Origin of the sequence: Tissierella praeacuta, from assembly GCF_040396155.1 — a bacterium.
Taxonomy (GTDB): Bacteria; Bacillota; Clostridia; order Tissierellales; family Tissierellaceae; genus Tissierella; species Tissierella praeacuta_A.
In genome coordinates this window covers 49,800-69,712 of sequence record NZ_JBEBOY010000004.1, presented here as the reverse complement: position 1 = coordinate 69,712, position 19,913 = coordinate 49,800, and the positions used below count along the sequence as shown (strand labels likewise).

21 protein-coding genes are annotated in these 19,913 nt (G+C 32.0%); 1 reads left to right on the top strand and 20 read right to left on the bottom strand.

What is annotated here, in order from left to right; genetic code table 11:
* Positions 1 to 41 precede the first annotated feature (41 nt).
* The 5 genes from ABWP20_RS03305 to ABWP20_RS03285 form a co-directional block, all read right to left on the bottom strand.
* Positions 42 to 1,070 carry a glycosyltransferase family 4 protein gene (locus tag ABWP20_RS03305; protein ID WP_353093715.1) on the bottom strand — a complete coding sequence of 343 codons (1,029 nt, stop codon included), beginning with the start codon at positions 1,068 to 1,070 and terminating at the stop codon, positions 42 to 44.
* A 16-nt stretch (positions 1,071 to 1,086) separates the two neighbouring features.
* The gene (gene upp, locus ABWP20_RS03300; RefSeq protein WP_353093713.1) at positions 1,087 to 1,716 is read right to left on the bottom strand and encodes a uracil phosphoribosyltransferase; all 630 of its coding nucleotides are present in this window, start codon (positions 1,714 to 1,716) and stop codon (positions 1,087 to 1,089) included.
* Positions 1,717 to 1,772: 56 nt separating this feature from the next.
* Positions 1,773 to 2,210: a ribose 5-phosphate isomerase B gene (rpiB, locus tag ABWP20_RS03295; RefSeq protein WP_353093711.1), complete on the bottom strand. Its 438-nt coding sequence runs from the start codon at positions 2,208 to 2,210 to the stop codon at positions 1,773 to 1,775.
* Between the two features lie 151 nt (positions 2,211 to 2,361).
* Complete coding sequence (locus tag ABWP20_RS03290) at positions 2,362 to 2,820, bottom strand: low molecular weight protein arginine phosphatase (RefSeq protein ID WP_353093709.1); 459 nt, start codon at positions 2,818 to 2,820, stop codon at positions 2,362 to 2,364.
* Between the two features lie 13 nt (positions 2,821 to 2,833).
* Positions 2,834 to 3,883 carry an L-threonylcarbamoyladenylate synthase gene (locus tag ABWP20_RS03285; RefSeq protein WP_353093707.1) on the bottom strand — a complete coding sequence of 350 codons (1,050 nt, stop codon included), beginning with the start codon at positions 3,881 to 3,883 and terminating at the stop codon, positions 2,834 to 2,836.
* A gap of 139 nt (positions 3,884 to 4,022) precedes the next feature.
* Between ABWP20_RS03285 and ABWP20_RS03280 the strand changes: the two genes are divergently transcribed.
* A complete protein-coding gene (locus ABWP20_RS03280; RefSeq protein ID WP_353093705.1) occupies positions 4,023 to 4,733 on the top strand; it encodes a ZIP family metal transporter in 711 nt (236 codons plus the stop codon).
* Positions 4,734 to 4,785: 52 nt separating this feature from the next.
* On the opposite strand, the gene prfA is transcribed toward ABWP20_RS03280, so the two are convergent.
* The 15 genes from prfA to kce all read right to left on the bottom strand — a co-directional run bounded on the left by prfA (position 4,786) and on the right by kce (position 19,909).
* The gene (gene prfA, locus ABWP20_RS03275; protein ID WP_353093703.1) at positions 4,786 to 5,850 is read right to left on the bottom strand and encodes a peptide chain release factor 1; all 1,065 of its coding nucleotides are present in this window, start codon (positions 5,848 to 5,850) and stop codon (positions 4,786 to 4,788) included.
* A 167-nt stretch (positions 5,851 to 6,017) separates the two neighbouring features.
* Entirely contained in the window at positions 6,018 to 6,536 is a 519-nt protein-coding gene (locus ABWP20_RS03270; RefSeq protein WP_353093701.1) for a chromate transporter, read from the bottom strand.
* Entirely contained in the window at positions 6,533 to 7,063 is a 531-nt protein-coding gene (locus ABWP20_RS03265) for a chromate transporter (RefSeq protein WP_353093699.1), read from the bottom strand. Before ABWP20_RS03265 ends, ABWP20_RS03270 begins: the two co-directional genes overlap by 4 nt.
* Before the next feature lie 29 nt (positions 7,064 to 7,092).
* Positions 7,093 to 7,929 carry a peptide chain release factor N(5)-glutamine methyltransferase gene (gene prmC, locus ABWP20_RS03260; protein WP_353093697.1) on the bottom strand — a complete coding sequence of 279 codons (837 nt, stop codon included), beginning with the start codon at positions 7,927 to 7,929 and terminating at the stop codon, positions 7,093 to 7,095.
* The gene (locus ABWP20_RS03255) at positions 7,923 to 8,873 is read right to left on the bottom strand and encodes a DUF1385 domain-containing protein (RefSeq protein WP_353093695.1); all 951 of its coding nucleotides are present in this window, start codon (positions 8,871 to 8,873) and stop codon (positions 7,923 to 7,925) included. The genes prmC and ABWP20_RS03255 overlap by 7 nt, the downstream gene beginning before the upstream one ends.
* 158 nt (positions 8,874 to 9,031) lie before the next feature.
* Positions 9,032 to 9,232, bottom strand: a complete 201-nt coding sequence (gene rpmE, locus ABWP20_RS03250; RefSeq protein WP_353093693.1) for a 50S ribosomal protein L31 — start codon at positions 9,230 to 9,232, stop codon at positions 9,032 to 9,034.
* Positions 9,233 to 9,327: 95 nt separating this feature from the next.
* Positions 9,328 to 10,692 (bottom strand): transcription termination factor Rho, encoded by a 1,365-nt coding sequence (gene rho / locus ABWP20_RS03245; RefSeq protein ID WP_353093691.1) that lies wholly within the window; start codon positions 10,690 to 10,692, stop codon positions 9,328 to 9,330.
* A gap of 146 nt (positions 10,693 to 10,838) precedes the next feature.
* The gene (glpX, locus tag ABWP20_RS03240) at positions 10,839 to 11,807 is read right to left on the bottom strand and encodes a class II fructose-bisphosphatase (protein WP_353093689.1); all 969 of its coding nucleotides are present in this window, start codon (positions 11,805 to 11,807) and stop codon (positions 10,839 to 10,841) included.
* Between the two features lie 11 nt (positions 11,808 to 11,818).
* Positions 11,819 to 12,466, bottom strand: a complete 648-nt coding sequence (gene fsa / locus ABWP20_RS03235; RefSeq protein WP_353093687.1) for a fructose-6-phosphate aldolase — start codon at positions 12,464 to 12,466, stop codon at positions 11,819 to 11,821.
* Positions 12,467 to 12,634: 168 nt separating this feature from the next.
* Complete coding sequence (locus ABWP20_RS03230; RefSeq protein ID WP_353093685.1) at positions 12,635 to 13,486, bottom strand: class II fructose-1,6-bisphosphate aldolase; 852 nt, start codon at positions 13,484 to 13,486, stop codon at positions 12,635 to 12,637.
* A 324-nt stretch (positions 13,487 to 13,810) separates the two neighbouring features.
* A complete protein-coding gene (locus tag ABWP20_RS03225) occupies positions 13,811 to 15,343 on the bottom strand; it encodes a PDC sensor domain-containing protein (RefSeq protein WP_353093683.1) in 1,533 nt (510 codons plus the stop codon).
* 40 nt (positions 15,344 to 15,383) lie between these two features.
* Positions 15,384 to 15,788, bottom strand: coding sequence for a PH domain-containing protein (locus tag ABWP20_RS03220; protein ID WP_353093681.1), 405 nt, complete (start codon positions 15,786 to 15,788; stop codon positions 15,384 to 15,386).
* Between the two features lie 129 nt (positions 15,789 to 15,917).
* Entirely contained in the window at positions 15,918 to 17,342 is a 1,425-nt protein-coding gene (nhaC, locus tag ABWP20_RS03215; protein ID WP_353093679.1) for a Na+/H+ antiporter NhaC, read from the bottom strand.
* 255 nt (positions 17,343 to 17,597) lie between these two features.
* Positions 17,598 to 18,971, bottom strand: a complete 1,374-nt coding sequence (locus ABWP20_RS03210; protein ID WP_353093851.1) for a sigma-54 interaction domain-containing protein — start codon at positions 18,969 to 18,971, stop codon at positions 17,598 to 17,600.
* Positions 18,972 to 19,090: 119 nt separating this feature from the next.
* Positions 19,091 to 19,909 (bottom strand): 3-keto-5-aminohexanoate cleavage enzyme, encoded by an 819-nt coding sequence (gene kce / locus ABWP20_RS03205; RefSeq protein ID WP_353093677.1) that lies wholly within the window; start codon positions 19,907 to 19,909, stop codon positions 19,091 to 19,093.
* Positions 19,910 to 19,913 lie beyond the last annotated feature (4 nt).

Below are 19,913 nucleotides of genomic sequence, written 5' to 3'. Positions count from 1 at the left end.
TAATCTTTTCATTGTTAATTAAGTTAATTGTTCTCTGTTAATTACTTTCTCTCAAATATCCCTAACTTTATAGCAACTAATACTGATGCTAAAAGTAACAATATTGATAGATATACTGCCTGTCTACTATTAGCCTTGGACACTAATATTGCAAATAATCCAAAACTAGCAGATATACTATAAAGTATTAATACTGATTTTCTCTGAGAATATCCTCTGTTCAAAAGTCTATGATGTAAATGCCCTTTATCTGCTGCCGATATAGATTGCCCATTTAATAGTCTTCTAAATATTGCAAAGGTTGTATCAAAAATAGGTACGGATAATATTAATATAGGTGCAACAATAGCAATTGCCGCAACACTTTTCATAACACCTTCTATGGTTATGGCTGCTAACATAAATCCTAAAAATAATGCTCCTGTATCTCCCATAAAAATCTTTGCTGGATTAAAATTAAATGGTAAAAATCCTAAACAAGCACCAGCTACAGCAGCTGATAGTATAATCATATATGTATTACTGTCAACTGTATTACTAGCAACAATCATAAGAGTTATACTAGATATCATAGCAACTCCTGCTGATAGTCCATCTAAACCATCTATAAAATTCAATGTATTTGTAATACCTACTACCCAAAATAAAGTTATAGGTAAAGACAGCCAGTTTAAATATATTAACGAATTGTCATTTGTAAAGGGATTTGTAATGAAATCAACTTTAACATCACCATATATTAATATTAGACCTGCTATAATCTGAAATATAAATTTAGTCTTTGGCCTAAGCTCTTTAAGGTCATCTATTATTCCCCCTATTACAATAACAGCTCCACCTATTATTATTGAAATAATTTCTTTTTCTAAAGGTAAAAATATTAAAGTGACTATAATCACCGCTAAAAATATAGCTAAACCACCAAGAAGGGGCATAGGCTTATTGTGCACTCTTCTCTCATCTTTTGGAACATCAACAGCACCCACCTTAAACGCTAGTTTTTTCACCAAAGGAGTAAACAAATATGAGATAGCTACTGCTATAAAAAATGGCGCTACAAAGCTTTTCATAACAAATCCCTCTCCCTTATTTAGTGCCGAATAGTCTATCCCCAGCATCTCCCAATCCTGGTACTATATAGGCATGATCATTTAATTTTTCATCTAAAGATGCTACATAGATATCCACATCAGAATGAGCTTCTGTCACAGCTTTTACTCCTTCAGGCGCTGCTATTAAACAAACTAATCTAATGGAATTAGCGCCTCTTTTCTTCAAGAAGTCTATAGCCGCTATAGCTGATCCACCTGTTGCAAGCATAGGGTCTAAAACTATTAATTCCCTTTCTTCAATGTCTTGAGGTAATTTACAATAATATTCTACAGGTTTTAAAGTTTTTGGATCTCTATAAAGTCCAATATGTCCTACACGTGCTGCCGGTAGGAGATTTAGCATACCATCAACCATTCCAAGTCCCGCTCTAAGTATTGGTATAAGTCCTACTTTTTTACCTGATATAACCTCTGATTTCATTTTTGTAAGAGGAGTCTCTATTTCAATTTCCTCTAAAGGAAAATCTCTGGTTACCTCATAGCCCATTAACATTGAAACCTCTGTAACTAACTCTCTAAACTCCTTAGATCCTGTGTTTTTATCTCTTATAAATGTAAGTTTATGCTTAATAAGAGGATGATCAAATACTACTACTTTTGCCATATATAAAAAACTCCCTTCTAACTATTAATTCTTTTCCTTGAAGATTATATCACAAATTAGCCTTCTATTTCACTTATTTTTTCTACTCTTTTTTCATGTCTTCCCCTGGAAAATTCTGTTTTCAACCAAATAGACACAATTTCTATGGCTAAATCCCTTCCAATTACTCTGCCACCAAGGGCTAAAATATTAGCATCATTGTGTTCTCTACTCATTCTAGCTGAATAAGTATCTCCACATAACGCACATCTAATTCCCTTTACTTTATTGCAAGCTATGGAAATACCAATACCTGTACCACAAACAACTATAGCCCTATTTACTTCTTTAGCTGCAACAGCTTCTGCCACCTTTTTTCCATAATCAGGATAATCTACTGAATCAAGAGAATTAGTGCCATAATCTATATAAGAAATTCCTTCTTTATCTAAATATTCCTTAATATACTCCTTTAGTTCAAAACCACCATGGTCACTGCCTATGCCTATTTTCATCTATATTCATCCTTTCTTCCAATTAATATTTAACCATTAATTATTGTAAATATCTGACTACTCTACCATTAACAGTTAGGATTAAAAATTGAAAACAATCAAATTAAATTATTTGGTCAATCATTATATGTTAGTTCTTCCTTGTTATTTTCTAATTATTCTTTATTGATCCTTCTCTATTAACTAGGGTTTCAATTGCTTTATATATCTCATCTCTAGTTTTTTCATATATAACTAATCTTCCTCCAAATGGGTCTGCCACATCCTTATCTATTTTATATGCATATTCTAGCAATGTGAATATCTTTTCCCTAGAAGAAGGAAAATGTGATATGATAAAGTTTTTATGTGATTTTGACATAGTTAAAATCAAGTCAACCTTATCTATCATTTCCTTATGAATTTGTCTAGCTTTATGTTTTGATATATCCATACCAATTTTTTTCATTGCCATTATGGAATTTTTAGATGCACTGTCTCCAGTAAATACGGAAATTCCAGCCGATTCAACTTCTATACTTAAATTCTTTTTTTCTGCCATTGATCTTAAAATCCCCTCTGCCATGGGGCTTCTGCAAGTATTACCAGTACATATAAATAAAACTTTCATTTAATTCTCCCCTCTATACATTAATAACCTTACCGGCAGCAGCTTTCATCATCCTATTCATTATAGCAATTCCTAAATCCGATAATTCAACTCCCTCGGCTAATATAATATCTACATTTTTTTCATCGAAACTTCTAAGGGTATTGAATAGATTGTGAGCAATTGTTTCTTTATTTTGTCTGCTGCCTATGGATATTATTAATCCATCTTTATAAAATTTCTTGGTTTCCTCTGTACAGATAACTCCTACTCTTTTACCACTGTTTATATATTCCTTAGTTTTTTCAACAATATTCTCCACAATTTTTTCAACATCACCGCTGAAAACCATCATATCTGATTTAGGTGCATAATGTCGATATTTTTGGCCAGGTGATTTTGGAATTATATTTTCATTCTCCTTTATTATAGCAGAATCTATAGTTACATTTGGTATTATTCTTTGTAATTGCTCTTTAGTAACTCCTCCTGGTCGAAGAATCATAGGTGAATCTCCTGATAAATCTAGTACAGTTGATTCTAAACCTATTCCAGTATCCCCTCCATCTATTATCATATCTACTTTATTCATTAAGTCCTCTATTACATGATCTGCTGATGTGGGACTAGGTCTTCCAGATGTATTGGCAGAAGGAGCAGCTATTGGAACATCTGACATTTTAATTAGCTCTAATGCTATTCTATGCTCTGGCATTCTAATGGCTACTGTATCAAGGCCTGCTGTAATCATATCTGGTACATTATTAGATCTTCTAAAAAGAATTGTTAATGGTCCAGGCCAGAACTCTTCCATACATTTTCTAGCAATATCCGGCACTTCCTCCACTAATTCTTCAACTTTCTCCATAGAATGAACATGAAGAATTAATGGATTATCTTGTGGCCTACCCTTAGCTTCAAATATTTTCTTTATTGCAGATTCATCGAATCCATTAGCACCTAATCCATATACAGTTTCAGTTGGGAATGCAACAATTCCACTATTTTTAATTATATTTACTGCTTCACTAATTAAGTCCTTATCTACATTATTTTTATCAATTTTTACTATTTTTGTTTCCATTATTTTCTTCTCATCTCCTATTGCTTTATATTATTATATATTATTACCTGACAATTAACAATTAACATTGAAGATTTAACAATTAAAAATTAATAATTAATGAATTTCTTTCATATTTATAAATGGGGGAGGAGATAAAATGAATGAATGGATCATAGGGCTCATTGGACTCTTAATAGGGGTGCTAGGTATTGGTTTAGGTAGTATAATTGGAATACATATTAGAAAAACAGATAAAGTATTAAGTTTTTTATTGGGATTGACCGGTGGATTTATAATGTTTATAGTAAGTTTTCATTTATTTCCAGAGGCCTTTTACATAGGAGGAGCTTTCAATGTAGTATTTGGTGTTACCATTGGGGTATTTATTATTACATTATTAGAAATTTTGTTACAAAAATTATCTTATTTTATTAATGCAAGAACAGGAATTCTTCTAGGTCTAAGTGTGGCTATACATAGTATTCCAGAAGGTATGGCATTGGGCTCTACTTTAGTTGGGATATCAGACTTTGGGCTTGTACTTAGTATTGCAATGCTATTACATAATATTCCTGAAGGAGTATCTGTTTCACTGCCCCTAAGCATGAACAAAGTCAAGCCTTGGAAGATAATGTTATTTAGTGTTCTAATCGGAATACCTACAGGAATAGGAGCTTATATCGGTGCTTATTTAGGTACCATATCTAATTCCGTAATTTCCCTTTGTCTAGCCAGTGCTGGAGGTATCATGCTTTATATAGTTTGTGATGAACTAATTCCAACAGCAAAAACCCTTCACAAAGGAAGGGTTTCTAGTATTGCAACTATTATAGGTTTCATATTAGGCATTATAATATATTTTAAATAAGTATCAAAAATGGTGCCAGGCACCATTTTTGATACTTATTATAGCCAATTTATTATTCTGCTCCTAGTTTCTTTGCTTGGTCAGATGTAATTAATGCATCTATCATTTCATCTAAATCCCCATCTACAAAGGAATCTAATTTATATAATGTTAAATTAATCCTATGGTCTGTAACTCTACCTTGTGGGAAATTATATGTTCTAATTCTCTCAGCTCTATCACCTGTACCAACTTGGTCTCTTCTTTCTTCTGCTATTTCTGTTGCTTGATCAGTTAGCATTTTATCATATAATCTAGTTTTTAATATTTTCATTGCTTTTTCTTTATTTTTGATTTGGCTTCTTTCATCTTGACAGGCAACTACTACTCCTGTTGGTACATGAGTAATCCTAACGGCAGAGTCAGTAGTATTTACGTGCTGTCCACCTGCTCCAGAAGATCTATATATATCTATTTTCAAATCCTTTTCTTGAATATCTATATCTACGTCTTCTGCCTCTGGTAATACTGCAACAGTAGAAGTAGAGGTATGAATTCTACCACTTGCTTCAGTTTCAGGTACTCTCTGAACCCTATGGACTCCAGATTCATATTTTAATCTACTATAGGCACCTTTACCTTTTATCATAAATATTACTTCTTTAAAGCCACCAATACCGATTTCATTGGTACTCATTACTTCTACTTTCCATCTGTTTCTTTCTGCATATCTTGAATACATTCTAAATAATACTCCTGAGAATAAAGCTGCTTCATCTCCTCCAGCTCCACCTCTTATTTCTACAATAACATTTTTATGGTCATTAGGGTCCTTTGGTATAAGTAACACTCGAAGTTCTTCCTCTATATTTGCTAGGGAAGTTTCAAGTTCTTTTATTTCTTCTTTAACTAACTCCTTCATGTCGTCATCTAATTTATCCCTAAGCATTTCCTTAGCTTCCTCAAGACTATCTCTAGTCTTTACAAATTCCCTATATTTAAACACAATAGGCTCTATATCAGAATGCTCCTTCATTAGTTTTTGGAATAACTCTCTATCACTTATTACTTCCATATCCATTACTTGTTGACCTAATTCCATATATCTTTCTTCAATAGTGGCTAATTTATCTAACATATTATATCACTCCCTTATATTCAACTAACAATTAACTATATTTAGCTAATAATTAAAACATTAAAATAAATTAGATTGTTAAAATTTATTATTCTCCGTCTCTTAATCATTGTCTAAACAAATAATTAATTGATAAAATCCTATTCAATTAATTTATTATCTATCAATCAGTAAATAATCACCCCTGCAATACCTGCAATTATAATTGTAAGTATTGGGTGCAATTTTTTAAACGAGGTTAAATAAAAAAGTACTGACCCCAATATAAAGGTCTTCATATCTATAATGGCGTTTTTAGATACCGATAAACTGGCAGAAATAATAAGTCCAAGAACCACTGGTCTTATTCCCCTAAATGCCCAATCTACATAGGGGGAATTCTTAAACTTTGATAAGAAATGAGCTATAGTAAGTATTACAACAATAGATGGTAGGACTACTGCAGTTGTTGCCACAATTGATCCAAGGATTCCACCAACCTTATAACCCAAGAAAGTAGCAGAGTTTATAGCAACTGGTCCTGGAGTCATTTCCACCACTGCCAATATATCTATGAATTCATTTAATGTAAGCCATCCATGAACATCTATTATTTCTTTTTGTATTAATGGCAGCATAGCATATCCGCCGCCAAAACTAAATGCCCCAATTTTTAAAAATGATACGAAAAGCTTCCATATAGTCATATTCTTTTCTCCCTATTCTTAAAATATATAATTGAGCCAAATGCGGCTATTAGTATTATAATTATTGGACTTACATTAAATACAAATACTCCTAAAACAGTAAGTAAAGCTCCTGCTATTACAAAAATATTAAGTTTCATATTTTTCCCCAATTTATATACTGCGGAAAATATCAAAGCAGCAACTGCTGGTCTTATGCCCAGAAATACTTTTTCCACTATAGGATTTTGTCTGAATCCCCAGAAGAACTTTACAACTAAAAGTATAATTGTAAATGAAGGAATGATCGTCCCCAATGTACAAAACATAGCACCTTTAAAACCTGCTACCTTATATCCAACATAGGTACTGGTATTAATAGCTACAGGTCCTGGAGTCACCTCTGCTATAGCCAATATGTCAATGAATTCTTCTGTCGTCAGCCACCTATTTTCATCCACCACTTCCCTTTGAATTAAAGGAAGCATGGCATATCCTCCTCCAATAGTAAATGCTCCTATTTTGAAAAATACCCAAAATAATTTCAATAGCTCCCCCATTAGAATCATACTCCTTATTATTTAATACCTAAAACTACTCTATCATGACCTTGCAGATCCTTTAGAATAAATACTTCTCTAAATCCTTCCTTAATTAAAATATCCCTAACGCTCTTGCCTTGATTATATCCAATTTCGTATATCAAAAGTCCATTATCCTTTAGATATCTTTTACTCTCAGGTGTAATTCTTTTATAAAAGTCTAAACCATCAAATCCCCCATCTAAAGCAATTCTGGGTTCAAAATCCTTTACTGTAATATCAAGGCTTTGGATTTCTTCAGTTGAGATATATGGTGGATTAGACACTATAATTTGAAATTGTTTTTCTAAGTCAAGAGTTTCTATAGCTTTGAATAAATCTCCTTTATAAAAATTAACATTGGACAATCTAAGATTATCCTTATTAATATTTGCTACTTTAATAGGAATGTCTGAAATATCCACTCCATAAACAAAGGCATTTTTACAGTAGTTAGCAATACTTAAAGAAATAGCTCCACTGCCAATTCCCAAATCTAGGACTTTAATTTCCATATCTTTATATTTTATATTTATATAATCTATAATATACTCTACTAAAATTTCAGTATCTGGTCTAGGAACTAAAACCCCCTCTTCTAGATAAAAATTCAATCCCATAAACTCTCTTTCACCTAATATATACTGTATAGGGTATCCATCTGCTCTTTTATTTACAAGTTCTAAAAACTTATCTTCAACTTCCTCCGGCACTTCCCTTTCTCCATAAGTATATATATATGCTTTATCCACATCTAACAATTTACATAATATTAGAATTGAATCTAAAATAGGAGCCTTAGATCTTTTTAATAAATCAGTTATGGCTACCATTTATCCTCATCCTTATTATCTGTTAAAACTGCCTTTAAAGATTCTATAGCTACTTCAATTTGCTCACCATCAGGTTCCTTTACTGTGGCTAACCTTTGAATCATTAAACCTGGATAAGATAAAAAATAAGCCAATCTAGAATTACTCTTTCCAATAAGCTTATTGATTTCATAAGATATACCTGCTATTACAGGAAACATCAAAATTCTTATAATAAATCTTTGCAATGGACTTGGCCAGCCAAAAAATGATAATACTAATATACTGATGATCATTACCATAAATAAAAAGCTGGTTCCGCATCTTGGATGAAGAATTGGGTATTTCTTTACATTTTCAACTGTTAGTTCTTCTTCATTCTCATAACAATGTATAGTCTTATGTTCCGCTCCATGATATTCAAATACCCTTTTTATATCTTCAAATTTTGATACTCCTATTATATATATTAGAAATATTATTATTCTAACTAAACCTTCTATAAGATTTAATCCTATAGGACTATTAATTTTATTTTTAAACAAATTCGTTAAAATAGTAGGGATTATCATAAATATTCCTATGGCAAGTGCAATGGAACTAATAATAGCAAAAAACATTTCAACATCTTCTGCTTTATCTTTAAATATCTTTTGTGTAAAACTTTCCTTAGCAGGCCCTTCTTCTTCATCTTCAAAAAATTCTGCTGAGTACATTAAAGCTCTAGTTCCAAACATCAATGCTTCTATAAGTCCTACTACTCCCCTAAGAAATGGTAATTTAAATAATTTATGCTTCATACCTAAGGTATTTAATCTTTCTTTTTTTACCTCAATTTCTTTATCAGGTTTTCTGACAGCAATGGCTATATCCTTTGGTCCACGCATCATAACCCCTTCAATTAATGCTTGGCCTCCAATACTTGTAATATGCTTTGGTGTTCTATCTAAATTCTTTATCTTCATATCATTTCACCACCATTCTGGTAATTATCAACTTTAATTCCATATATGCAGAATATTTTCATTACAATCTATATGTCTAAATATTAATGTCTGAATATTAAAAAAATTAAAAAATAAAGGTTAGTTGCACAAGCATCTAACCCAGTTTTCTGAAGAAATTAGTCCATGTTGTATTTTTTCTTGAATTTTTCAACACGTCCACCACGTTCAACAAATTTTTGACGACCTGTAAAGAATGGATGACATTCTGAACAAATTTCAACTCTCAATTCATCTTTTACTGAACCTGTTTTAAAAGTGTTTCCACATGCACAAGTTACAGTAACCTCTTTATAATCTGGATGAATATCCGCCTTCATTCCTTTCACCTCTCTTCAACTGCTAGTTTATAGCAAAAAAACATTTTTTCATAATTCAACCATTAAATTATAGCATATAAATTTTTTCTTTTCAACTAAAACCAAATTTTATTTCTCATCTCATCTATAAATATATCATTATTTTTGGTCTTTACCAAATTTTCTATTAAATTCTCAGTTACATCCTGTGTAGATGCATTACCCATAGCCTTTCTTATGCCCCAAATAGTTTCAAGTTCTTTTTGAGATAAAATCAATTCTTCTCTTCTAGTACCTGATTTATTAATATCCACAGCTGGGAAAATTCTCTTTTCAGATAATTTTCTATCTAAATGGATTTCCATATTTCCTGTACCTTTAAATTCCTCAAATATAACATCATCCATACGGCTGCCAGTTTCTACCAAAGCAGTAGCTAGAATAGTCAATGATCCTCCCTCTTCTAGATTCCTTGCAGCTCCAAAAAACCTCTTAGGTTTATGTAAAGCCCCTGGGTCTAATCCTCCTGAAAGAGTTCGTCCAGTAGCTGGTATAGTTAGGTTATATGCCCTAGCAAGTCTTGTAATACTGTCTAATAAAACTACTACATCTTTTCCATGTTCTACTAATCTCTTTGCTCTTTCTAGTACAATTTCTGCAACCTTTGTATGATGTTGTGGCAGCTCATCAAAGGTTGAATATACTACATCTCCTTTTACAGACCTTTTCATATCAGTTACCTCTTCAGGTCTTTCATCTATTAATAATACAATAACTTCCACTTCTGGATGATTCTTTTCTATTGAATTTGCCACCATTTTAAGCAAAGATGTTTTTCCAGCCTTTGGTGGAGACACTATCATACCCCTTTGTCCCTTACCAATAGGTGCGATTAAATCAATCATTCTAGTTGCTAACTCAGAGGAATTTGTTTCAAGCTCCAACCTTTTAGTTGGATAAATGGGAGTCAAACTATCAAAATTAGGTCTTTTGGTGCAGGTTTCCGGATGCATTCCGTTAACTGATTTGATATAAAGAAGAGCTTTGTATCTTTCTCCAGGATTTGGGTCTCTAGTAACACCAAAGATTTTATCTCCTGTCCTTAATCTAAATCGTCTAATTTGAGATGGTGAAATATATATATCCTCATCACCTGATAAATAATTATCTGATCTTAAAAATCCATAACCATCTGTGTGTAATTCAAGGATTCCTTCGGCTCCATTTATAGTATCCATATTTTCCAATTCTTCCGTAACCTTATCAGGTAAATCCTCAGTTTCAATATCCTTAATATCTATTGTTATTTCATTTTCATTTGATACTTCCTTCTCGTCTTGCTTTTCTTCAGAAGCATAACTTTGAAGTATCATATCTATTAGCTCATCCTTCTTATATTTATAAGGACTGGCTATACCTTGGGATTTTGCGATTTCCCTTAGGTCACTTATCTTCTTATCCGACAGATCGTGTTCCGTCAAATATATACACCCCTTTCGTTTTTAAATTGACAATTGACAACGAAAACATAGATTTTTAACATTGTCAAAAATCTATGCTGTAATCTTTAATTGTCAATTGCCACTTGTCAATTTTCCGTTGTTAATTATGAGTCTACTGCATAAGTTTATTTAGCATACTCTGGCTTTTTATCCAATTTGTGAGTAGCTTCTATAAACCTAATTGTACCTGTTTCTGCTCTTAAAACCAAAGTATGAGTTGAAGCAACATTGTTTTCTAAATATTTAACACCTTGGAGCAATTCTCCATGGGATACTCCTGTAGCGGCAAAAACAACTTCATCTCCCTTAACTAGATCGTCTGTTTTATAGACTTTATTTAAATCAGCACCCATTTCTATACATCTTTTTCTTTGTTCCTCAGTTACAGGGTGTAAAATACCTTGGAATTCTCCACCCATACATTTTAGTGCAGCAGCTGTAATAACGCCTTCAGGAGCTCCTCCTATACCTACCATCATATCTACACCTGTATGCTCAAAACATGTGTTGATTGCAGCAATAACATCTCCATCAGTAATCATTCTAATTCTTGCTCCAGCTTTCCTTATACCTGCTACTAAATCACTATGTCTTGGTCTATCAAGCATAGTTATTGTGACTTCCGATACATCCTTATCTAAAGCTTTAGCTACTTTAGCAATATTCTCTTCTATTGGAGCATTAATATCTATAACTCCTGCTGCCTTTGGTCCTACAGCTATTTTATTCATATATGTGTCTGGAGCATGAAGCATACAGCCTCTTGGAGCTATAGCCACTACAGAAACAGCATCTGGACGGCCATATGCAATAGAGTTAGTTCCATCAAGTGGGTCCACTGCAATGTCCACCTTTAAGCTATCCTCTCCAGCAATACCTATTTGCTCACCAATATATAGCATAGGAGCTTCGTCTATCTCACCTTCACCAATAACTACAACCCCGTCTATATTTACAGTATCAAACATACGTCTCATAGCATCAACAGCAGCTTGGTCTGCTGCATTTTTATCTCCTCTGCCTAATAGCTTTGCACTGGCCAATGAAGCGGCTTCAGTTACCCTCGCTAAATTCAAAGCCAAATTTCTATCCATTTTAACACTCCCTATTTAGTTTGTAAACTATCCCAATCCTTTAAAAATTTATCTATACCGATATCAGTTAAAGGATGATTTAGCATTTGTATAAATACCTTATATGGTATAGTTGAAATATGTGCTCCAGCCTTGGCAGCATCTAATACATGAATAGGATGTCTAATACTTGCCGCAATTATTTCAGTATCTATATTGTGCATATTAAATATTTGGATTATATCTTCAATAATATAAATTCCTTCATTTCCAATATCATCAAGTCTTCCAACAAATGGGCTAACATAAGTAGCACCTGCTCGAGCAGCAAGCAAAGCTTGACTAGCTGAAAAAATTAAAGTTACATTAGTCCTTATTCCCTCACTAGCTAGAACTTTTACTGCCTTTAATCCTTCCTTAGTCATAGGAATTTTAATAACAATATTAGGATGAATTTCCACTAATTCCCTAGCCTCTTTTAACATCCCTTCTTTGTCTAAAGAAATAACCTCGGCACTAATAGGTCCATCTACAATATCAGCAATTTCTTTAACGACTTCCTTGAAATCTCTACCTTCTTTAGCAATTAAGCTAGGGTTAGTAGTGACTCCACAGATAACTCCTAGTTCATCTATTTCCTTTATTTCATCTATATTTGCAGTATCTATAAAAAGTTTCATACTCTTTCCCCCTTATTCAATTAACAATTATCAGAGAACAATCAATAGCTATTGTACTAGAAGATTAAAAGTTAAATATTATTCTCAAGAATCTTAAGAATAATATTTATCTTCATTTTTCAATTTATAATTTATCCTTTTTCAAATATTGTTAATTGAGAACTATCTCTATGCTCTTCCTACTGAACCAAATATCTTCATCTTTTCTATTATTTTTTCCTTCATTTGAGTTTTTGCAGGAGTTAATATCTTTCTTGGATCAATATTATCTGGATTAGCTTTAATGAAATCCTTTACCCCATTGGCAAAAGCAATTCTAAGATCTGTATCTATATTGATTTTACAAATTCCCAATGGAATAGCTTTCTTTAAAGCCTCTTCAGGAACACCTGATGAACCATGTAATACTAAAGGAATACCAACTTTATCTCTAATTACTTCTATTCTATTAAAATCAAGCTTTGGTTCTCCTTTATATACTCCGTGGGCAGTACCAACAGCTATAGCTAAGAAGTCTACATCTGTTTCATTTACAAATCTTAAAGCTTCATCAGGATCAGTGAAAGTAGCATCTCTTTCATCTACAGTTATATGGTCTTCAGTACCGCCGATTTTTCCTAGTTCTGCTTCAACAGAAACACCTACAGCTTTAGCTACTTCTATTACTTTCTTAGTATATGCAATATTTTCATCTAAAGCAAATCTAGAACCATCAATCATAACAGAAGTAAATCCATGTCTAATACATAGCATTACCTGATCAAAATCAGTACCATGATCTAAATGTAGTGCTACTGGTACTTTAGCATTTCTACCAGCTATTTTACCTAAACCAGCAATATATTCTATACCAGCATATTTAATTCCACCTTGACTAGCTTGAAGGATAACAGGAGAATTAGTTTCCTCTGCTGCTTCTATAATAGCTTGAACTATCTCCATATTATTAACATTAAAAGCACCAACGGCATATCCATTTTTCTGAGCATCTAATAACAATTCTCTTCCTGTAACTAACATTTGATTACCTCCATTTTTCTTATTATATACTATTATATCAGATTTCAAAACTATTAGAGTAACAAATTTGGATAAAAGAGATAAAATAAATAACTAATATTATAATAAATAAAGCAATGCTTTCCTTGTATTTATCTTTTAAATTGACAAAATAGATTTTTATTATTAATCTTATAAATTCCCACACATTCCCAAATCCTATGCCCACTTTACTTATGTAACATATAGATATATCATTTCCAATATTCCAAATTAAATAAAATAAGTATCATTTTTGGTGCCAGGCACCAAAAATGATACTTATTTTATTTAAACCTTATTTGTTTAACTTTTGAACTTAGCTATATATACATTTAATTCTTCTCCTAATTCAGATAAGCACTGGCTAGCAGAGGATATTTCTTCCATTATTAATGTTTGTTTCTCCATTAATGAATAAATATTTTTTATCTGTGCAGATTCAAACTTTCCAATATCCTGTGCTTGATTAAATTCTTTAATGATTTTCTCAGATTCTTGAATAATTAATTTTATATGACTAATTAATTGTTCATCCTTAATTAAATCCCTTTCCGCAATAAGCTTATTTGTATCACTATATAAATTTTCCATCGATATAACCAGCCCTGATATTTTCTTCATCTGCATATCATTTATTTCTGCAATATTAGCCGAGTTCTCTGACATATTATCTGTGTCAATACTGGATCTATGAGATAATGCTGCTAATTCATCTGAAAAAGTAGATATCTTGCTTGAAATAATAGTTAAATCTGCTAAAAAACCTCTTAAGCTTATAATTATCATCTCAAAAGCCTTAAACATTCTCCCTATCTCATCTCGCATATTTAAATATTTTTCATCAGCGTCATGAGTAATATCTAACTGAGCCATCTGTTCAATATAATTAGTTGCAACTTTTATCGGCTTAGATATTGAATTTCCTAAAATAAAAGTTAATAATACAGATATTAAAGTCAACACAATAGCTAATATAATAGAACTATCTACAATCCTATCAAGTGGCTTCATTACCTGTTTTACAGAAACAGCTAACCCTATATCCCATCCGGTAAATCCCAAGTCAGTATATAACAGGAACTTTTCTTCACCATCATAGTCTACAATACTTCTTAATTCCTTTTTGCCAACTTGCCTCATAGCTATATCATCACCATAAATAGTATCTATACTTGTTAACCCCTTATCTTTTGAATAAAGAAATTCTTTATTAGGATGCGCAAGAATATTACCATTATTGTCAACTAAAAAACCATAACCTTCTTCTAATGGCCTAGATTCATTGATAATATTTACAATATGCTCTATGGCTATGTCCGAACTCAATACTCCAACTATTTTACCTTCTATCCTAATTACCCTAGAAAGAGTGACTATTACCTCTCCATGATTTGAATCTACATAGGGAGATGATATTGTAATTTCATCACTTTCTATTGCTTTTTTATACCACTCTCTCTCAGCTACGTTATAATCTCCATCTGGCTCCCAGATTCCTACACCCCTTACCAAAACATTATCTGGAAAAGCAATATAATATTCCTTAATATCAGGATTCTTTTGATTCTTATAATTAAAGTATTCCACAAGATTTACTTTATCAAAATTATTTCTATATATTATTTCGTCGTAAAGCTCGTCCAGTATTCTTGCTTGAGTAGAAAACCACCCCTCTATCTCTGCTGCATGTTTATTAGAAATCTCCTCTAGCTTCTCAAAAGTTTGTTCCTTAATATTCTCCGATAGTATCTTATAACTAATAACTGTTGCTAAAAGAATACTGCAAATGCACATAATACAGCTTATTAAGATAACCTTTGTTCTTATGCTCTTCATAGTTTCCCCCCAACTCAATGTAAATAAATAATTTATATATCTATGGTCTTATATTTATAGAAATCTTTGATTTCTTATTTATAAATTCTATTATTTTGTCAATTTTTTCATCGTTTATTACAAGTTTCTTAACCATAGGTTCCTTAATAAAGAATATGGTACTATTATGTTTTTGTTTTACTATGGTTATCTCATCCATATCATTAAACTCAAGGCATTCTTTTCTACTAAATAAAAACCCCCTATATGTATATACAATTCCATTATCCGATAGGTAAATATTTTTGTGATAAGTACTATAAAACAATAATAGAATCCCTACAGCTAGTTTAAGTGATTGTTTATCTTTTATTCCAATAAACACTAACAACAATCCAAAAATTAGGCTCAAACCCTTATACAAGGACTCATCCTTAGACTTTTCATTTATCTTAATTTCCTCCATAAGCATCCCCTCATATAATTATTTAATAGTATCTCATATTTATTTATATAATAAACATCACATATACTCTTCTATTATAACTTAAATATACAAAAGCCCCAAATAATTTGAGGCTTTTATACTAAATTTTTAGCTTGCTTTGATATTATCTGTTTTCTTCTCGTCTTTATAGAAAACAGCGATTTTAAGATAAGCAAATATTATTGCCAATATTGGATTGATTAAATTCATAAATGCATATGGTAAATATGAAAACGTAGCTACACCTAAGGTAGCTGCCTGATATGCCCCGCATCCATTCCAAGGACATAGTGCCGACCACATTGTACCCCCATCCTCTAAAGTTCTCGATAAATAACTCCTACTTAAGTTTCTATCATCATATGCCTTAGCATACATTCTGCCAGGAACCATAATAGCTAAATATTGATCTGTCAATACAAAGTCGCATATTATTCCTGTTATAATCGTTAAAGATACCAAGCCTCCTAAGGATTTAACCTTCTTAACCAACTTTCCTAATATTACTTCTGTAAATCCAGCTTTCTCTAAAATCCCGCCAAAGGCTAGAGCAAATATAATAAGTGATATAGTCCACATCATAGAATCTATTCCACCACGATTTAACAATTTATCTACTACTGCAACTCCTGTATCAGCTTTGAATCCATAATGAAAGTTTGAAAGTATTTCGCCTAAGTTTCTTTCTTGAAAGACCATTCCAAAAACTCCTCCTAATCCTGCAGCAGCTAATAATGATGGAATTCCTGGAATCTTCTTGACAGCTGCAAATATTACAAATAGCGGTGGAATAAGTAACCAAATATTAATATTAAAATTTTCTAAAATAGTAGCTCTAATTAATTCAACCCTACCAGGATCATAATCGCCACCTCCAGCTTTCAGTCCGATAACTCCATATATCACTAAGGCTATTAAAAAACTTGGCAATGTTGTAGATATCATAGCTCCAACATGACTATAAAGTGGAGTCTCGGCAGTAGCTGCTGCAACATTTGTGCTATCTGAAAGGGGTGATAATTTATCGCCAAAATATGCACCGGATATTACCATTCCTGCCGCTAAAGCTGGATTAATTCCTAAACCAGATGCAATGCTCATAAGTGCTATTCCTACAGTACCAGAGGATGTCCAAGAACTACCCGTAGCAACAGAAACTATTGCACATAAGATTGCACCTGTAGGTAAAAATATTTTTGGAGAAATCATTCCCAATCCATAATAAACCATTGCAGGAACTGTACCTGCTGAAACCCAACTTCCAATTAACATCCCTACTATCATAACAATAATAAGTGCTTCAAGTGCTCTATGAACGCTTTCTAATATACCTCCCAATATGCTATTCCATGAATGTCCAACTCTAGATGCCATAAAGGCAGCTAGAATACTAGCTAGCACAATTGGAATATGAGGTTCTAACTTATATTCTAGTATCCCAATTATGATTATTACCATCATACCTACGATTGGAACTAATGCTTCCCACAGCTTAGGAACTCTAGCTTCTTTTGGTCCTTTTAACTCTTTCATTATACTCCTCCTAAATTTATAATTTTAATTCACCATCGTAGTAATGCAACAATCATGCCTATTATAAATATTTTTCACTATGCAATATACTAGTAATTTCAATGTCTCGTTCTCATCTATTATTCTTCTTTAAATAAGGTTTTGCCAAATACTTAGCACTTATTAGTACTTTGAAAATTATTAACATGGTAATCCTCTATTTTATGTATAAAAAAATAATTGCCAATAACTTAGCAAATGCTAAATAATTGGCAATTATCCTAATTCCATTTTCTTAATTTTATATTGTAATGTCTGTCTTTTAATTCCTAATATTTTTGACGCCTCAGATACATTACCTTTTGTAATGTTTAAAGCATTTTTTATAATTATCTTTTCAAATTCGATTATTTTTTGATGATAATTTAGATTATCAAGTTCAAGGTTAAGGGATTCTATATCCAGCATATTTTCTTGCATATAATGTGGTAAATGTTCTAGTTTTACAATATCTACACAGGCTGCATTTAGAAGAATATAGCTAACAACATTTTTTAGCTCTCTCACATTGCCCTGCCATGGATATTCTCTAAAAAAGTTTTTTACTGTTATTGATATTTGTGGTTCTCTAACCTTAATTTCCTTGCTTTCTCTTTTGATAAATATTCTAGTCAAATAATCAATATCTGACTTTCTTTGTCTTAATGGAGGTATATTAATATATATAGGTCCTAGTCTATAGTATAGATCCTCCCTAAGTCGATTTTCCTTTATTAAAATCTCTGGTTTTTCATTGGTAGTGCAAATAACTCTAACATCTACTTCAATATCTTTTTTTCCACCTATTCTTCTAACACGACCTTCTTGTAAAACTCTCAATAATTTCGCCTGCAAAAAAATCGGAAGAGAGTTCAGTTCATCTAAAAGTAACGTTCCCTCATTAGCCTGCTCAAATAAACCTTGTTTTTCAACTGCTCCAGTGAAACTACCTACTTCTGTTCCAAAAAATATTGACTCTAGCAAACTTTCTGGAATAGCAGCACAATTTTGAGCTACAAATGCTTTATTTCTTCTTGAACTCATATTATGAATACTCTGAGCTACTATTTCTTTACCTGTTCCTGTTTCACCACATATTAATACATTATAATCATATAAGGAGATATGCTTAATGTTTTCTATTAAAGCTATCATATTCTTTTCTATAGTAAGAAAATCATCAAATACATAACTTGTTGAATTTTTATAGATATGAGCATCAGGTTTTCTTACATCGTCTTTTATATCTTTGGAAATATAATTTAATAAATCTCCAAAGGAACTTTCTGTTTTTATATATTCAATTGCTCCAACAATTTTTTCATCTTGAACAATTGGAATATTAGTGGTAACTAAATATATTATTCTTCCTTTATCATCAAACTGAACCTTAACTTTATTATTTATAGATTTACCAGTTTCTACACAATTAATTAATGTACTGAAACTTCCTTTTAGATTTTCATGCACCTGAAGCATGTGTTTTCCTAACATATCTTTTGCATTTATACCTGTTATTTTTTCCATTATGCCATTACAATAGATAATTATCCCATTTTCATCAATAACTCTTATTCCAATATCAACATTTTCTAATACATAACATGAGATACGTTCTTTATCTATTTCTGAAATAAAATCAACCCCTTTTATTTCATTGAATACATGTCCAATAGATTAACTGTATATTTAGATAATACCGAGGAAAATCTCCTCGGTATTAGTTTCATCTATCTCTTTTTAAGTCCTAATATTTCTCTAGCTTCGTCTGGAGTAGCTATTTCTCTACCTAATTCCTTAGCTATTCTTACGATCTTTTCAACTAATTCACCATTTGACTTAGCTAATACTCCTTTTTCTATATATACATTGTCTTCAAAACCTACTCTAACATGTCCACCCATGACAATAGCAACAGCTCCTAATGGAAATTCATGTCTGCCTATTCCTGATACAGTCCAAGTGGAACCTGTTGGAATACTGTCTACCATAAATGATAAGTCCCTAACTGTTGCAGCCATTTGTACACCTAGTACAAAGTCAAAATGCATTGGCTCTTTTATAAATCCTTGTTTTGCATATTTAATTGCATAATCAACCATGCCTTTGTCAAATACTTCTATCTCTGGTTTAACTCCTCTTTCGATCATAAGTCTACCAAAGTTCTTAATAGTATTTTCAGTATTTACAAATACTTCATCTCCACCAAAATTACATGTACCACAATCTAGAGTTGCCATCTCTGGTCCTAATTCTGTTGGTTGAAGTCTTTCTTCATCTGTCATACCTACTGCTCCACCTGTTGAAGGCTGAATAATAACATCAGGACATCTCTTATAGATTTCATCCATACAAGCCTTAAATCTAGACTTATCTTGAGTTGGAGTACCATCATCTTCTCTAACATGGAGGTGAATTATACTTGCACCAGCTTTATATGCTAATTCTGCTTCCCTACCAATTTCCTCTACAGTATAAGGGATCGCTGGATTATTTTCTTTAGTTACTTCTGCACCACAAATCGCCGCAGTAATAATCAATTTTTCCATTAAA

Bases quoted from the DNA above. Each gene is read 5' to 3' on its own strand.
- ABWP20_RS03305 (WP_353093715.1), bottom strand. From the start codon at position 1,070: ATGAAAAGCTTTGTAGCGCCATTTTTTATAGCAGTAGCTATCTCATAT.
- upp (WP_353093713.1), bottom strand. From the start codon at position 1,716: ATGGCAAAAGTAGTAGTATTTGATCATCCTCTTATTAAGCATAAACTT.
- rpiB (WP_353093711.1), bottom strand. From the start codon at position 2,210: ATGAAAATAGGCATAGGCAGTGACCATGGTGGTTTTGAACTAAAGGAG.
- ABWP20_RS03290 (WP_353093709.1), bottom strand. From the start codon at position 2,820: ATGAAAGTTTTATTTATATGTACTGGTAATACTTGCAGAAGCCCCATG.
- ABWP20_RS03285 (WP_353093707.1), bottom strand. From the start codon at position 3,883: ATGGAAACAAAAATAGTAAAAATTGATAAAAATAATGTAGATAAGGAC.
- ABWP20_RS03280 (WP_353093705.1), top strand. From the start codon at position 4,023: ATGAATGAATGGATCATAGGGCTCATTGGACTCTTAATAGGGGTGCTA.
- prfA (WP_353093703.1), bottom strand. From the start codon at position 5,850: ATGTTAGATAAATTAGCCACTATTGAAGAAAGATATATGGAATTAGGT.
- ABWP20_RS03270 (WP_353093701.1), bottom strand. From the start codon at position 6,536: ATGACTATATGGAAGCTTTTCGTATCATTTTTAAAAATTGGGGCATTT.
- prmC (WP_353093697.1), bottom strand. From the start codon at position 7,929: ATGGTAGCCATAACTGATTTATTAAAAAGATCTAAGGCTCCTATTTTA.
- ABWP20_RS03255 (WP_353093695.1), bottom strand. From the start codon at position 8,873: ATGAAGATAAAGAATTTAGATAGAACACCAAAGCATATTACAAGTATT.
- rpmE (WP_353093693.1), bottom strand. From the start codon at position 9,232: ATGAAGGCGGATATTCATCCAGATTATAAAGAGGTTACTGTAACTTGT.
- glpX (WP_353093689.1), bottom strand. From the start codon at position 11,807: ATGGATAGAAATTTGGCTTTGAATTTAGCGAGGGTAACTGAAGCCGCT.
- fsa (WP_353093687.1), bottom strand. From the start codon at position 12,466: ATGAAACTTTTTATAGATACTGCAAATATAGATGAAATAAAGGAAATA.
- ABWP20_RS03230 (WP_353093685.1), bottom strand. From the start codon at position 13,486: ATGTTAGTTACAGGAAGAGAATTGTTATTAGATGCTCAGAAAAATGGA.
- ABWP20_RS03225 (WP_353093683.1), bottom strand. From the start codon at position 15,343: ATGAAGAGCATAAGAACAAAGGTTATCTTAATAAGCTGTATTATGTGC.
- ABWP20_RS03220 (WP_353093681.1), bottom strand. From the start codon at position 15,788: ATGGAGGAAATTAAGATAAATGAAAAGTCTAAGGATGAGTCCTTGTAT.
- nhaC (WP_353093679.1), bottom strand. From the start codon at position 17,342: ATGAAAGAGTTAAAAGGACCAAAAGAAGCTAGAGTTCCTAAGCTGTGG.
- kce (WP_353093677.1), bottom strand. From the start codon at position 19,909: ATGGAAAAATTGATTATTACTGCGGCGATTTGTGGTGCAGAAGTAACT.